This is a genomic window from Comamonas sp. A23 (genome assembly GCF_004522605.1).
Classification (GTDB): Bacteria; Pseudomonadota; Gammaproteobacteria; order Burkholderiales; family Burkholderiaceae_C; genus Comamonas; species Comamonas thiooxydans.
The window spans coordinates 686,340-700,813 of the sequence record NZ_RSDT01000001.1 but is presented as its reverse complement, the minus strand read 5'-3'; the positions used below and the strand labels follow the sequence as shown (position 1 = coordinate 700,813).

At 61.6% G+C, this 14,474-nt stretch carries 9 protein-coding genes; 2 read left to right on the top strand and 7 right to left on the bottom strand.

Annotated features, from left to right (window positions below):
• Positions 1-297 precede the first annotated feature (297 nt).
• From clpA to dnaE, 3 genes are all read right to left on the bottom strand, one after another.
• Positions 298-2,622, bottom strand: a complete 2,325-nt coding sequence (gene clpA, locus EIC84_RS03205) for an ATP-dependent Clp protease ATP-binding subunit ClpA (RefSeq protein ID WP_003069911.1) — start codon at positions 2,620-2,622, stop codon at positions 298-300.
• 62 nt (positions 2,623-2,684) lie between these two features.
• Entirely contained in the window at positions 2,685-3,050 is a 366-nt protein-coding gene (gene clpS, locus EIC84_RS03200; RefSeq protein ID WP_034349666.1) for an ATP-dependent Clp protease adapter ClpS, read from the bottom strand.
• Between the two features lie 198 nt (positions 3,051-3,248).
• Positions 3,249-6,782, bottom strand: a complete 3,534-nt coding sequence (dnaE, locus tag EIC84_RS03195; RefSeq protein WP_012838217.1) for a DNA polymerase III subunit alpha — start codon at positions 6,780-6,782, stop codon at positions 3,249-3,251.
• A 240-nt stretch (positions 6,783-7,022) separates the two neighbouring features.
• On the opposite strand from dnaE, the gene EIC84_RS03190 reads away from it, so the two are divergent.
• Entirely contained in the window at positions 7,023-7,814 is a 792-nt protein-coding gene (locus EIC84_RS03190; protein WP_003069900.1) for an outer membrane protein assembly factor BamD, read from the top strand.
• Positions 7,815-7,879: 65 nt separating this feature from the next.
• Here EIC84_RS03190 and EIC84_RS03185 read toward each other — a convergent pair whose 3' ends face one another.
• The gene (locus tag EIC84_RS03185) at positions 7,880-9,949 is read right to left on the bottom strand and encodes an ATP-dependent DNA helicase (RefSeq protein ID WP_050789009.1); all 2,070 of its coding nucleotides are present in this window, start codon (positions 9,947-9,949) and stop codon (positions 7,880-7,882) included.
• 135 nt (positions 9,950-10,084) lie between these two features.
• Between EIC84_RS03185 and EIC84_RS03180 the strand changes: the two genes are divergently transcribed.
• Entirely contained in the window at positions 10,085-10,858 is a 774-nt protein-coding gene (locus tag EIC84_RS03180) for a PP2C family serine/threonine-protein phosphatase (RefSeq protein WP_003069894.1), read from the top strand.
• A 106-nt stretch (positions 10,859-10,964) separates the two neighbouring features.
• Here the strand turns inward: EIC84_RS03180 and EIC84_RS03175 are convergent, their stop codons facing one another.
• From EIC84_RS03175 to lpdA, 3 genes are all read right to left on the bottom strand, one after another.
• Entirely contained in the window at positions 10,965-11,726 is a 762-nt protein-coding gene (locus EIC84_RS03175) for a hypothetical protein (RefSeq protein ID WP_034363215.1), read from the bottom strand.
• Between the two features lie 67 nt (positions 11,727-11,793).
• On the bottom strand, positions 11,794-12,891 hold the full coding sequence (zapE, locus tag EIC84_RS03170; protein WP_003069887.1) for a cell division protein ZapE: 1,098 nt from the start codon (positions 12,889-12,891) through the stop codon (positions 11,794-11,796).
• A gap of 151 nt (positions 12,892-13,042) precedes the next feature.
• Positions 13,043-14,470 carry a dihydrolipoyl dehydrogenase gene (gene lpdA, locus EIC84_RS03165; RefSeq protein ID WP_003069884.1) on the bottom strand — a complete coding sequence of 476 codons (1,428 nt, stop codon included), beginning with the start codon at positions 14,468-14,470 and terminating at the stop codon, positions 13,043-13,045.
• Between the last annotated feature and the right edge of the window lie 4 nt (positions 14,471-14,474).

Sequence of the window (14,474 nt, the reverse complement as noted above, 5' to 3'; positions counted from 1 at the left end):
AAACATCCTGCCAAAGCCTGCGCCCATTCAGGCTACAAGCACCGAAACGACCGCATTGGCAGCTGCTGCATCCGCCAGGACCAGTCCATAGAACCTGATGGGCGAATCATCATTCATAGCTGACTTCGCCCGCGACCAGCAGTATTCAGGCATAAAAACACCTGAATTACATGCTAAACAAGCGATAGAAGCCCTCATAAAGAGAGCAAACACAGGCCAGGCGGACAACAAAAAACCGGCAGTGTCGCCACTGCCGGTCTCTGGTTCCAGCACCCCATACGGGCGCTGACGAAGGCCTTATTCGGCCACGGCCTGCTCGGGCTCGGCCTTGGGTGCGTCCTTGGGCAGCTCGGTAATGGTGAGCTTGACATCACCCTTGCCTTCGTTGCCCGCTTCGTCCCACTCCACTTCCAGGCGCCCGCCATTGGTCAGACGACCGAACAGCAGCTCATCGGCCAGCGAGCGGCGGATGGTGTCCTGGATCAGGCGCTGCATGGGGCGTGCACCCATGAGCGGATCGAAGCCCTTCTTGGCCAGATGCTTGCGCAGGTTGTCGCTGAAGGTGACCTCCACCTTCTTCTCGGCCAATTGCTGCTCGAGTTGCAGCAGGAACTTGTCGACCACGCGCAAGATGATCTGCTCGTCCAGCGGCTTGAAGCTGACGATGGCATCCAGACGGTTGCGGAACTCGGGCGTGAACAGGCGCTTGATATCGCCCATTTCATCACCGGCTTCACGCGGGTTCGTGAAACCGATGGTGGCCTTGTTCATGGTCTCGGCACCCGCATTCGTGGTCATGATGATGATCACGTTGCGGAAGTCGGCCTTGCGTCCGTTGTTGTCGGTCAGCGTGCCGTGATCCATGACCTGCAGCAGCACGTTGAAGATGTCCGGATGCGCTTTTTCGATTTCATCGAGCAGCAGCACCGAATGCGGCTTCTTGGTCACGGCCTCAGTCAGCAGACCTCCCTGGTCAAAACCCACATAGCCGGGAGGAGCGCCGATCAGGCGGCTGACCGCATGACGCTCCATGTACTCGGACATGTCGAAGCGGATCAGGTCCACGCCCAGGATATAGGCCAGCTGTTTGGCAGCTTCCGTCTTGCCGACGCCCGTGGGACCGGAGAACAGGAAGGAGCCGATCGGCTTGTCCGGCTTGCCCAGACCCGAGCGCGCCATCTTCACGGCAGACGACAGCACTTCCAGTGCCTTGTCCTGACCGAAGACCACGCTCTTCAAGTCACGCTCCAGCGTCTGCAGCTTGCTGCGGTCGTCGTTGCTGACATTGGCCGGCGGAATGCGGGCGATCTTGGCCACGATGGCCTCGATCTCGGCCTTGCCGATGGTCTGCTTGCGCTGGGCTTCGGGCGCGATGCGCTGGGCGGCACCGGCCTCATCGATCACGTCAATCGCCTTGTCTGGCAGGTGACGGTCGTTGATGTACTTGGCCGACAGCTCGGCAGCAGCCTGCAGGGCTTCCTGCGCATAGGTGATGCTGTGGTGTTCCTCGAAGCGCGACTTCAGGCCCTTGAGGATGTCCACGGTCTCGGCCACGGTAGGCTCGACCACATCCACCTTCTGGAAACGGCGCGACAGGGCCGCGTCTTTCTCGAAGATGCCACGGTATTCCGTGAACGTGGTCGCACCGATGCAGCGCAGCTGACCGCTGGACAGCGCAGGCTTGAGCAGATTGGACGCGTCCAGCGTGCCGCCCGAGGCCGCACCGGCGCCGATCAGCGTGTGGATCTCGTCGATGAACAGGATGGCATGCGGCTTGTCCTTGAGCGACTTGAGCACGCCCTTGAGGCGCTGCTCGAAATCGCCGCGGTACTTGGTGCCGGCCAGCAGCGCGCCCATGTCCAGCGAATAGACCACGCCTTCCCTGAGCACCTCGGGCACCGTGCCCTCGGTGATGCGCCAGGCCAGACCCTCGGCAATCGCGGTCTTGCCCACACCGGCCTCGCCCACCAGCAGCGGGTTGTTCTTGCGACGGCGGCAGAGGATCTGGATGGTGCGCTCCACCTCGTACTCGCGCCCGATCAGCGGATCGATCTTGCCTTCCTTGGCGGCCTGGTTCAGGTTCAGCGTGAACTGCTCCAGCGGCGAGGCCTTTTCATTGCGCTCGCCAGCCGCGCCTTCTTCGCTCTCCGAGGGAGACTCGGCCTTGGCAGGCTCGGGCGGCTCGCCCTTCTTGATGCCATGAGCAATGTAGTTGACCACGTCCAGGCGTGTGACGCCCTGCTGGTGCAGGTAGTACACGGCATGGGAGTCCTTTTCGCCGAAGATGGCCACGAGCACATTGGCGCCCGTCACCTCCTTCTTGCCATTGCCTGTGGACTGCACATGCATGATGGCGCGCTGAATCACACGCTGGAATCCCAGCGTGGGCTGCGTATCCACCTCTTCGGTGCCGTCCACCTGAGGTGTGTTGTCCTTGATGAAGTTGGACAGCGATGAACGCAGGTCGTCGATATTGGCCGCGCATGCGCGCAGCACTTCAGCTGCACTGGGGTTGTCCAGCAGGGCGAGCAGCAGATGCTCCACGGTGATGAACTCGTGGCGCTGCTGACGGGCCTCGACAAACGCCATGTGCAAGCTGACTTCCAGTTCTTGAGCGATCATGTGCGACTCCTTTCGGCTTGCTTGGTTGACTCTCTGCTAACTAATCTGAGGGCGGACTGCGCTTATTCAACAGGCTCGAATGTGGCCTGCAAGGGATGGCCCGCTTTCTGGGCCGCCTGCAGTACCTGCTCGACCTTGGTCGCCGCCACATCCTGGCTGTAGACGCCGCAGACACCGCGGCCGTCCAAATGAATTTTGAGCATGATCTGCGTGGCCGATTCTCGGTCCTTGCCGAACAGCTCCTGCAGCACGGCAATCACGAACTCCATGGGTGTGAAGTCGTCGTTGAGCATCACCACCTGATACATGCGTGGCGGCTGCAGCCGCTGGCGGCGCCGCTCGAGCACCAAGGAATCTCCATCGTCAGGCGTTCTGATCGCTGGCGAGACCGGGGGAATTGATGGGAGTTGGGTAGCCATGAAATCCATTCTAGCGAGCCGTTGCAATGTTTTTGCGCTGGCATATGCATAGCATTGTTAGGGATTTCAAGGCGACCGGAAGCAAATTTGGCAAAACCAAGGGAAATCCATGGAAATCCCTTAACCAGCAAGCGCTCTGCGCTATCAAAAAATCAGGCGCTTATCCGACATTCGAGTGCAATCGGCCCTCAAGGCCAGCCATGATGTCTATTCATAAACCACTTTGACCTGGCCTGCTGCGGCCGAGCCATACCAGGCAGCCAGTGCGGCATCCGAGGGATAGAAGCGGCTGCTCTCTCCCAGCGCCAGCTCGCAACTGGCCGAGCCGCGCTCGTCGCGGCATATCAAGTCCAGACGTACCTTGACGCCATGGTTGATATTGCCGCTCTCGGTTTCCTCGACCTTGGCCGGGAACTGGCGCAGCAGCGCCGGCACATCGGGCATCTTCTCTCCGACGCTGACCTGCAGATAGCGCGCAAAACGGCAGCGTGCATCGGCCAGGCTCCACATCTGCTGTACCTTCATGCGCAGGCCGCCGCTGAAGCGGTCGGGCTGGAGACGACCCGAAACCACGACAAACTCGTCTTCCTTGAGCACATCGGCGCAGGCTGCCATGGTTTTTTCGTCGACCGAGGCCTCGATCACCGCCGATTTGTCGTCCAGCGTGAAGATGCTGAGCCTGCCGCGCTGGCCGTTGATGGTGCGCAGCCCGCCGATGATGCCGGCCATGGTCTGCGGCTCGCGGCTGTCGCGCATCTCACCGATAGGAGTGCGCACAAAGCGGCGCACTTCGGCCTCGACCTCGTCGAACAGATGGCCCGTCAGGTAGAAACCGATGGCCGTCTTCTCCAGCGTCAGCTTTTCCTTGACGCCCCAGGGCAGCACATCGGCCATGGGCGGCTCCGCCGTGCTCGAGCCCAGCGCATCATCGCCCATCATGTCGAACAGACCGCCCTGATCGGCATTGGCAATCGAGGTCGCAGCAAAGCCGAATGCCGTGTCCAGCGTCGCCATCAGCGAGGCGCGGTTCATGTCTATCGTGTCAAAGGCGCCGCCCTTGATCAAGGCTTCCACGGTGCGCTTGTTGATGCGGCTGCGATCCACGCGCAGGCAGAAGTCGAACAGGCTCTTGAACGGGCCTTTCTCGTGGCCGTTGGGGCCTGTGCCCTCGCCGTTGCGCGCAGCCACAATGGCTTCGATGGCCGCCTGCCCCGTTCCCTTGATGGCTCCGAGGCCGTAGCGTATGACCTTGTCGGTCACCGGCTCGAAGCGGTACACACCGCGGTTCACATCGGGCATCTCGAAAGTGATGCCCATCTTGAGCGCGTCCTCGTACAACACCTTGAGCTTGTCGGTGTTGTCCATTTCCACGGTCATATTGCCGCAGTAGAACTCGGCCGTGTAGTGCACCTTGAGCCAGCCCGTGTGATAGGCCAGCAGGGAGTAGGCTGCCGCGTGCGACTTGTTGAAGCCGTAGCCCGCGAACTTCTCCATCAGGTCGAAGACCTCGTCGGCCTTTTCCTCGCTCAGTCCGTTCTTGGCTGCACCCTCGCGGAAGATGCCCCGGTGCTTGACCATCTCCTCGACTTTTTTCTTGCCCATGGCCCGGCGCAGCAAGTCGGCACCGCCTAGCGAGTAGCCGCCCAGCACCTGGGCGGTCTGCATCACCTGCTCCTGGTAGACCATGATGCCGTAGGTTTCGGCGAGCACCGACTCGACCAGCGGATGCGGGTACTCCACGACTTCCTGCCCGTGCTTGCGGGCAATGAAGGTGGGAATCAGGTCCATGGGACCGGGGCGGTAGAGAGCGTTCAGCGCAATCAGGTCTTCCAGACGCGAGGGCTTGGCCTCCTTGAGCATCTGCTGCATGCCGCGCGATTCAAACTGGAAGACGGCTTCGGTCTTGCCGTCGGAGAACAGCTTGTAGGTCGGGTAATCGTCCAGCGGAATGTTCTCGAACTGGAAGTTCTCCTGGCCCTTGTGCCGCTTCATGATGAATTCGCGCGCAATCTCCAGGATCGTCAGCGTGGCCAGGCCCAAGAAGTCGAACTTCACCAGGCCCACGGCCTCCACGTCATCCTTGTCGTACATGGCCACGGCCGAGGTACTGCCGGGCTGCTGGTACAGCGGACAGAAATCGGCCAGCCTGCCCGGAGCAATCACCACGCCGCCGGCGTGCATGCCGATGTTGCGCGTCATGCCCTCCAGGCTCTGCGCCATCTCGATCAGGGTCTTGACGTCTTCCTCGCGCTCGATGCGCTCGGCCAGAATCGGCTCCTCCTTGATGGCATAGGTGTATTTGTCGCCTTCCTTGGGCGGATTGGGCGGGTACTTGAGCGTGACATGCAGGCCGGGCTTGTTCGGGATCAGCTTGGAGATGCCGTCGCAGAAGGTGTAGCTCATGTCCAGCACGCGGCCCACGTCGCGGATGGCCGCACGTGCGGCCATGGTGCCGAAGGTGGCGATCTGGCTGACGGCATCGCGGCCGTAGCGGTCCTTGACATAGTCGATCACGCGGTCGCGGTTCTGCTGGCAGAAGTCCACGTCGAAGTCGGGCATGGACACGCGCTCGGGGTTGAGGAAACGCTCGAACAGCAGGTTGTATTCCAGCGGATCCAGGTCAGTCACCTTGAGCACATAGGCCACCAGCGAGCCGGCACCCGAGCCACGGCCCGGCCCCACTGGGCAGCCATTGGCCTTGGCCCACTTGATAAAATCCGACACGATGAGGAAGTAGCCCGGAAAGCCCATCTTCATGATGGTTCCCAGCTCGAACTCCAGCCGCTCCACATAGCGCGAGCGCTGGGCGTCGCGCTTGGCCGCATCGGGATAGAGGTGGACCAGGCGCTCCTCCAGCCCCTGGTAGGACTCGTGGCGGAAGAACTCGTCCATGCTCATGCCGGACGGCACGGGGAAATTGGGCAACTGCGGGTTGCCCAGCTCCAGCGTCAGGCTGCAGCGGCGGGCAATTTCCACCGTGTTTTCGATCGCGCTCGGAATGTCGGCAAACAGCTGCTCCATCTCGGCAGCGGTCTTGAAATACTGGTCGCGGGTGAACTTGCGCACCCGCTTGGCATTGCCCAGGATCTCGCCTTCGGCAATGCAGACGCGGGCCTCGTGGGCCTCGTAATCGTCGGGCTTGGCATACTGGATCGGGTGTGTCGCCACCACAGGCAGATTCAAGCGGCTGGCCAGCTTCACGGCCGCCAGCACATGCGACTCGTCATCGGCACGGCCCGCGCGCTGCAGCTCGATATAGAAGCGGTGCGGGAACATGGTGGCCAGGCGCTGGGCAATCTCGGCCGCCCCTTTTTCATCACCACGCGTCAGGGCAATGCCCACGGGGCCGGCTTGCGCACCGGACAGCACGATCAGTCCCTCGCCCAGCTCCTGCAGCCATTCCCACTTGTGCTGCGCCTGATCACGCACTACATTGCGCGTCCAGCCACGTGCCAGCAGCTCGGCAATATTGTGGTAGCCCTGCTTGCTCTGCACAAGAACGATGATCCGCGAAGGCGGCGCATCGCCCAGCCCTTCGAGCATGATCTCGGCGCCCAGCAGAGGCTTGACGCCCTTGCCACGGCCTTCGCGATAGAACTTGATACCGCCAAACAGATTGTTGAAGTCGGTAATGGCCATCGCCACCTGCCCGTCTTCGGCAGCGGCCTTGATCATGGCATTGACGCGGGTGGTTCCGTCGACGACGGAGAATTCGGTGTGCAGGCGCAGATGGACAAACATGGCCGCTATTGTAGGAAGAGCGCTTCGTCCCTGCGGACTCAATGCCTCTAGATTCGCTGTAGCCGTAGCGTAAAGACGCCAGCAACTCGCGAGCGCGATCCGGCGGCCCATTACAATGCGTCGATCCTTTTTCAGGAAGGTCCGGGCCTGGTGGTGTATGGTGTAGGTTTTGCGCCTTGCCGCCAGATGCGACGGGCCTGCCTCCTATTACCGCTAATGATTGTCAGAAAACTGTCCACCATGCCGCGTATTTCACTGACTCTAGTCCCTGCCGTGTTAATCGCCGCCACGCTGGCGGGATGCTCCAGCACCAAGGACGACCCGACGGCCAAGTGGACACCCGAGCGCATCTATACCGAAGCGCGCGATGAATCTTCCTCCGGCGCCTATGACAAGGCCGTGCCGCTGTTTGAAAAGCTCGAAGGCCGTGCCGCCGGCACGCCACTGGCCCAGCAGGCTCAGCTGGAAAAAGCCTATGCCCAGTACAAGGCCGGCGAAAAAGTGCAGGCTCTGGCCACGCTGGACCGCTTCACCAAGCTGCATCCTGCCAGCCCTGCCATGGACTATGCCCTCTACCTCAAGGGCCTGGTCAACTTCAATGACAACCTGGGCATGTTCGGCTGGCTGACCCGCCAGGATCTATCCGAACGCGACCAGAAAGCCGCCAAGGACTCCTTCGAGTCCTTCCGCGAACTGGTGACCCGCTTTCCAGATTCCAAGTACTCCGATGATGCCCGCCAGCGCATGCAGTACATCGTGAACTCGCTGGCCCAGTACGAAGTCCATGTCGCCAAGTACTACTACAGCCGAGGCGCCTATGTGGCGGCCATTGCCCGTGCGCAGGCTGCCATCAAGGACTACCAGAACGTGCCTGCGGTGCGCGAAGCCATGGTGATCCTCGTCAAATCCTATGACGCCCTGGGCATGACTCAGCTGCGTGACGACGCCCAGCGCGTGCTGGAGAGCAGCTATGGCGCCAACACCGAGCAAAGCGTAGAGAAGAAAAAAGAATCCTGGTGGAAGCTCTGGTAAGCAGCGTTTGCCGCCCAAGGGACAAAAGGATGCGTCAAGCGCATCCTTTTTCATTTCTACACCTCTTAATCCTGCGCCGGCGCCTGCTCACCGTCACGCCCGGCATGTTGCGCCGACAACTGCTCCAGCGCCGCCTCGAACTCCGGCTGACTGCCCAGCACGCGCATGGGAGGTAGCGCCGACATCAACTCCGCTCCATAGCCCATAGTCATCAAGCGGCTGTCGCAGATGACCAGCACGCCACGATCGGCTTCACTGCGGATCAGACGCCCGGCCCCTTGCTTGAGGGCCAGTGCCGCCTCGGGCAGCATGTAATCATGAAACGCTCCTCGCCCCACGCTTTCCAGCAGTCGCGAACGGGCTTCGACCAGCGGGTCGTCAGGTGGCGGAAACGGAAGCTTGTCGATCACCACCAGCTGCAGCATGTCGCCGGGCAGGTCCACCCCCTCCCAGAAAGTGGCGGAAGCCACCAGAACAGCTCCTCGTCCGGCGACTGCTCCGGCGGCCATAAAGCGCTGAATCAAGGCCAGCTTGGGCGCCTCGCCCTGTACCAGCACATCGAGATCAGCAAACAGGCCCAGGCTGGTGCGCAGCGATGCGCTGATCGCGTGCAGGGCCTTGAGGGTGGTAGTCAGCACCAGGGTGCGGCCGCCTATGCGCTGCGCTGCATCCAGCACCAGTTGGGCGACCTGCTGGCTGTGCTGTGCGCTGCCGGCCGCAGCAAAGGGCTGGGGCACATAGACACCGGCTTGCCGATGGTAGTCAAACGGGCTTTCCACCTGCAGCACCTGTGCTCCGCGCAGGCCGCAGGACTCGACAAACCAGCTCAGCTGGGCGTCATTGCCCAACGTGGCCGAGGTGAAGATCCAGGCCTTCTTCCTTGAAGAATCGGGCTCCTCGCCCTTGTCAGTGCCGGCATCCTCCAGCGAGCGCTGAAGCAGCCGCTGCTGCATGATGCGGGCAATCGACAGCGGAGACTCCAGCATGCGCAGATACTGCGCCCCGACCTCCAGCCAGCGCACGCATTCATCATCTGCAGGAGCAGCAAAGCGTGCCAGTCGCGCGAGCAACTCTGCTCCGCGCTCATACAGACGCTGCAGCTCTGCCCCTGCCCCCTCCAGGCTTGAGAGTGGAATCAACAAGGCACGCAGGCTCTGCCCCAGCCGCACCAGTGCCGCACGCCATTTCACCGCATCCAGTCCCTGCGGGGTCACCGCTTGCCACGCAAGCCGTCCTCCGACCGGAGGCTTGCCGGCCTGCAGGCGCAACTCACGCATGGCCTGCTCCAGCGTGGCACAGAGCACCAGCCAGTCGGCCATGCCGCGTGCATGTTCCTGCGTCAGCCTGAGGGCATCGCGTGCATACCCCACCAACTGCTGACTGGACAGAGCCTCTCCGGCAAACTGCACGCCGATGTCGTTGAGCCGATGGGCTTCATCGATCACCACCACGCCGGTGTTGGGCAAAAGATGAGCCATGCCGCTGTCGCGCACATCGAGGTCGGCAAACAGCAGGTGATGATTGACCACCACCACGTCGGCCTCCAACGCCTGCTGACGCGCCTGATTGACATGGCAGCCCTGCCAGTGCGGGCAGTCAGACCCCAAGCAATTGTCTTTGGTGGAGCTCACCAAGGGCATCACAGGGGAGCGCTCATCCAGCGCCGTCAGCTCGGCAAGATCACCGGTACGCGTGACCCTGGCCCATCGCTCCACATCGGCCACGGCGCGCAGCACCTGCGGATCCTGGGGAGCCGTGCGACCCTGGCGCACACGCTCCAGTCGCTCCGTACATAGATAGGAAGAACGCCCCTTGAGCCTGGCCATGCGCAGAGGCAGGCCCAGACCATGAACCAGGCGCGGAAGATCACGGGCAAACAACTGGTCCTGCAGCGCCTTGGTGGCCGTGGACACCAGCACGCGCTGACCGCTGAGCAAGGCAGGCACCAGATAAGCGTAGGTCTTGCCAACACCCGTGCCGGCCTCCACCACCAGCACCCCGCCCTCCTCTATGGCCTGAGCCACCGCCAGCGCCATGCGGGTCTGGCCTGGGCGCGGCGTGAATGCGGGCTCAGCCAGCGAGAGCGCACCTTGCTGTGCAAACACCTGCGCGACCGCTTCCTGCAAATGAGTCAAACCGTTTCACCTTCCAACAAGCCAAGTCAGCGCAAGCTCACATAAGATCGCAAATATTCGCCGAGGCCCAGCCTCCGCCCGATAAAATGTAACGCAACGTTAAATCTCGCTCCGCGAGCGCATTCGCACACACTCATGTCATCCAGCTACCGCATTCAGGCGGCCACCGGCATTCATCGCGGTGACCGAGAATACCAGCAGGACCAGGTTCTGCTCATGGCGCATCCCTATGCCAAGGGCTGCATTCTCGGCGTGGTAGCCGATGGCATGGGCGGGCGCAGCGGCGGGAGAAAGGCATCCGATCAGGTCATGCTGACGGCCCGCCAGGTTTTCGAGCGCTTTGAGCCCGCCAAGGAAGACTGCACACGCATGCTGCGCACCATTGTGCAGGATGCCCACACCGTCATTCGCCTTACCGCCATAGCAGCGGAACAGGAGCCCCACAGCACCATCGCGGTCTTTGTGGTCCTGCCCGACAGTCGCTGCCACTTCATGCACTCCGGCGATTCACGGCTCTACCATTTTCGCGGCTCTTCCCTCGTGCACCGTTCGCTTGATCACTCCTATGTACAGGCACTGGTCGACCGCGGCGAGCTCACCGAAACCGAGGCTCAGCACCACCCACAGTCCAATATCTTGCTGGGCTGCCTGGGTGCCGCGCCGCCGCCGCCCATGAGCCACCACATGATTGAGAAACTGCTGCCGGGCGACAGCTTGATGGCCTGCTCGGACGGCCTGTGGCATTACTTCACCGCACAGGAGCTGGGCACTGTGCTCGACGGACTCTCGCCACGCGAAGCCTCGCAATTTCTGATTGAAAAAGCCAGGCGGCGCGCGGCCGGGGGTGGTGACAACCTCTCGCTGGCAATACTCAAGCTGGACACCTCAGCCGCAGCGGCAAACGCTTGAAGAGCTATTCAGTCCAGCCAAGACTGCTTGAGCGCCTTGGGAACAGGCGCTTGCAGCCATTCTCCCGGCAGCACCCTGCTGTAGAGCACTGTCGATCCTCAATGTATCAGGGAGCAGGTGCTGGCAGCGGCGCCGCCGTCTGACCGCGCTCCTTGGCCTGCTGCAAAGCCCTGGCTTTGTGTTCGGCTGCAGCCTTTAGCTTGGCCTCATGATCTGCCCGGGCCTTGGCTTCACGCTCGGCTCGCCCCTGATCGGCTTGTGCACGGTTTTGCTCGTGGCGGCGCACATAGTCGGCCTGTTTGCTGGCACGCTGCTGAGCCTCGGTCTGGCGCTGTGCCTGCGCCGCCTGCTCGTCAACCGCAGGTTTGGCACCCGGGCCGGTGGGCTGGGGCTGACTCTTGCCATTCTTCTCGCGTTGCTGAGACTTCATGGGAACGGCAGCGTTTTCGGCTTTTTTCTCTTCAATGGCCTGCAGCTTGGCCGCCGCCTTTTCCTTGCGCTCCGCGTCGTTGATTTCCAGCTCGCGCGCACGCAGCGGCGCATCTTTTTCACGTGCCGCCCTGCGGGCATCGGCCAGACAGCCCTCCACGGCAAATTTCTGGTAGCAGAGCTTTTCATCAGCCACCCGCTGCTGCTCGATAACGGCGCGCTTGCCGAGAATCTCGTCGCGCTCGGCTTCGCGCTGCTGGTGCAATTGCTGGCGCGCCTTGTCGGCAACTTCCTTCTGCGCCTGCTTGTCGATCTGCTGCGCCGAATCCACCTTTACCTGGGCCATTGCCGGCACACAAGCCAGCCAGATGGCGGCCAGGGGCGCCAGTGCAAAGCCTGCAATGCGGTGGCGGATCGGCTGGGCAAGGATAGTGGGCATCGTCATCAACTCAGAACTCGAAGTACAGGCTGGCATCTTAAGGCCGCAGGCAGTTGCCCGCAGGCGATCAGGTCAAGCTGGTGTCCACCACGCGGCGCTCAAGCGCCAGATATTCCTTGGAGCGCATCTCATTCAGGCGCGAAACGGTGCGCGGGAACTCGTGGGACAGAGGACCTTCGGTATAGATCTTCTCGGGCGGCACGGCAGCCGACAGAATGAGCTTGACATGGCGATCGTAGAGCACGTCCACCAGCAGCGTAAAGCGCCGTGCGGCCGAAGCCATGTTCACATGCAGCTCGGGCACATCGGACAGCAAGATGGTGTGAAACTGCGTGGCAATTTCCAGATAGTCATTTTGCGAGCGCGGGCCACCGCAGAGTTCGCGGAAGTCAAACCACACGACGCCGCCAGCACGGCGCTTGGCTGCAATCTTGCGGGTTTCGATCTGCATCACCGGCTCTTCGTCATGGGCTTCGGCCAGGCGATCGAAGGTCTCCTGCATCGCAGCATCGGCGTCCGGGCCCAACGGGCAATGATAGAGCTTGGCATCTTCGAGAGTGCGGCGACGATAGTCAGTACCGTTATCCACATTCACCACTTCCATGCGCTCCTTGAGCAGGGCAATCGCAGGCAGGATCCGGTCGCGGTGCAAACCACCAGGATAGAGACCGTCAGGCTCGAAGTTGGAGGTCGTCACAAAGCCCACGCCGTTGGCAAACAGCGACTCGAGTAGCTTGTAGAGAATCATGGCATCGGTGATGTCGGCGACATGAAACTCGTCAAAACAGATCAGCTTGTACTTCTTGGCGATCTTGGCGCCAAGGGCATCGAGCGGATTCTGCGTGCCTTGCATGAGATGCATCTCGCGGTGCACCTCGCGCATGAATTCGTGAAAGTGCAGTCGCACCTTGCGCTTGAGGGGCACGGCATTGAAGAAGCATTCCATCAGAAAGCTCTTGCCGCGCCCCACCCCGCCGTACATATAGACGCCCTTGGGCAGATCGGGGTGATTGATCAGTTTCTTGAGAGCATTGGAGCGCTTGCCCTTGTACACGGCCCACTCGTCGGCACAGCGCTGCAACGCATCGACTGCACGCAACTGCGCGGGATCGCTTTTGAAACCCTTGGCGGCCAGTTCCGCCTCGTAGGCTTGTCTTACATTCACCGTCTTGTCTCCAGATGCTCAAAAAACAATAGCTGCTACCGCTTATGCACTAAGCGTTAGCAGCCATTTTGTTCTGAATTCTAAAAGAAACTCAGCCTGCGCGCGGGCACTTCACAGCCATGTCAAAACCTGCGCGCAAGACTGAAAAAACTTAGAAGTTCAGGGTACGCTTGTCCACAGCCAGAGCCGCTTCCTTGGTGGATTCGGACAGCGAGGGGTGAGCGTGGCAGATACGGGCGATGTCTTCGCTCGATGCCTTGAACTCCATGGCCACCACGGCTTCGGAAATCAGCTCGGACACCATGGGACCTACCATGTGCACGCCCAGGATTTCGTCAGTCTCGGCGTCGGCCAGGAACTTGACCATGCCGGTCGTGTCGCCCAGTGCACGCGCGCGGCCGTTGGCCAGGAAGGGGAAGGAGCCAGCCTTGTACTTGACGCCTTCAGCCTTGAGCTGCTGCTCGGTACGACCCACCCATGCCACTTCGGGGCTGGTGTAGATCACCGAAGGCAGAGTGGCGAAGTTCACATGGCCGTGCTGGCCGGCAATGCGCTCGGCCACGGCCACGGCTTCTTCCTCGGCCTTGTGCGCCAGCATGGGACCACGCACCACGTCGCCCACAGCCCACACGCCAGGCAGATTGGTCTTGCACAGATCGTCCACCACGATGGCGCCGCGCTCGTCCAGAGCCAGGCCCACGGCTTCTGCGTTCAGGCCGATGGTGTTGGCGGTACGGCCGATCGACACGATCAGCTTGTCCACTTCCAGGGTCTGGGCTTCGCCCTTGGCGTTGGTGTAGGCAACGGTCACGCCCTTCTTGCCGGACTTGACTTCACCGATCTTCACGCCCAGCTCGATCTTCAGACCTTGCTTGTCGAAAGCCTTCTTGGCTTCCTTGGCGATCTGCTCATCCACCACGGGCAGGAACTTGTCCATGCCTTCGAGCACGGTCACTTCCGTACCCAGACGGCGCCAGACCGAGCCCATTTCCAGACCGATCACACCGGCACCGATCAGGCCCAGCTTCTTGGGAGCCTTGCCCAGGCTCAGAGCGCCGTCGTTGGACAGGATGTTCTCTTCGTCGAAAGCCACGCCGGGCAGGGCACGGGCGTTGGAGCCAGTGGCCACCACGATCTGCTTGCCGGTGATGACTTCCTCTTCCTTGCCGGCAACCTTGATTTCATAGCCGCCTTCGACAGCCTTGACGAAGGAGCCGCGGCCGTGGAGGAAAGTGACCTTGTTCTTCTTGAACAGGTACAGGATGCCGTCGTTGTTCTGCTTCACGATCGCCTCCTTGCGGGCGATCATTTTGGCCACGTCCATCTCGACCTTGCCGGTGGAGATGCCATGGTCGGCAAAGTGCAGCTTGGCATGCTCGAAATGCTCGGAAGACTGCAGCAGCGCCTTGGAGGGAATGCAGCCCACGTTGGTGCAGGTGCCGCCGGGGGCAGCGCCGCCAGCGGCGTTCTTCCACTCGTCGATACAGGCGACGTTGAAACCCAGTTGTGCAGCGCGGATGGCAGCGATGTAGCCGCCGGGGCCTGCGCCGATCACGACGACGTCAAATTGCTTGCTCATGATT

Excerpts from the sequence above, each read along its gene's own strand:
- clpA (WP_003069911.1), bottom strand. The coding sequence starts at position 2,622 with ATGATCGCTCAAGAACTGGAAGTCAGCTTGCACATGGCGTTTGTCGAG.
- clpS (WP_034349666.1), bottom strand. The coding sequence starts at position 3,050 with ATGGATTTCATGGCTACCCAACTCCCATCAATTCCCCCGGTCTCGCCA.
- dnaE (WP_012838217.1), bottom strand. The coding sequence starts at position 6,782 with ATGTTTGTCCATCTGCGCCTGCACACCGAATTCTCCGTCGTCGACGGA.
- EIC84_RS03190 (WP_003069900.1), top strand. The coding sequence starts at position 7,023 with ATGCCGCGTATTTCACTGACTCTAGTCCCTGCCGTGTTAATCGCCGCC.
- EIC84_RS03180 (WP_003069894.1), top strand. The coding sequence starts at position 10,085 with ATGTCATCCAGCTACCGCATTCAGGCGGCCACCGGCATTCATCGCGGT.
- EIC84_RS03175 (WP_034363215.1), bottom strand. The coding sequence starts at position 11,726 with ATGCCCACTATCCTTGCCCAGCCGATCCGCCACCGCATTGCAGGCTTT.
- lpdA (WP_003069884.1), bottom strand. The coding sequence starts at position 14,470 with ATGAGCAAGCAATTTGACGTCGTCGTGATCGGCGCAGGCCCCGGCGGC.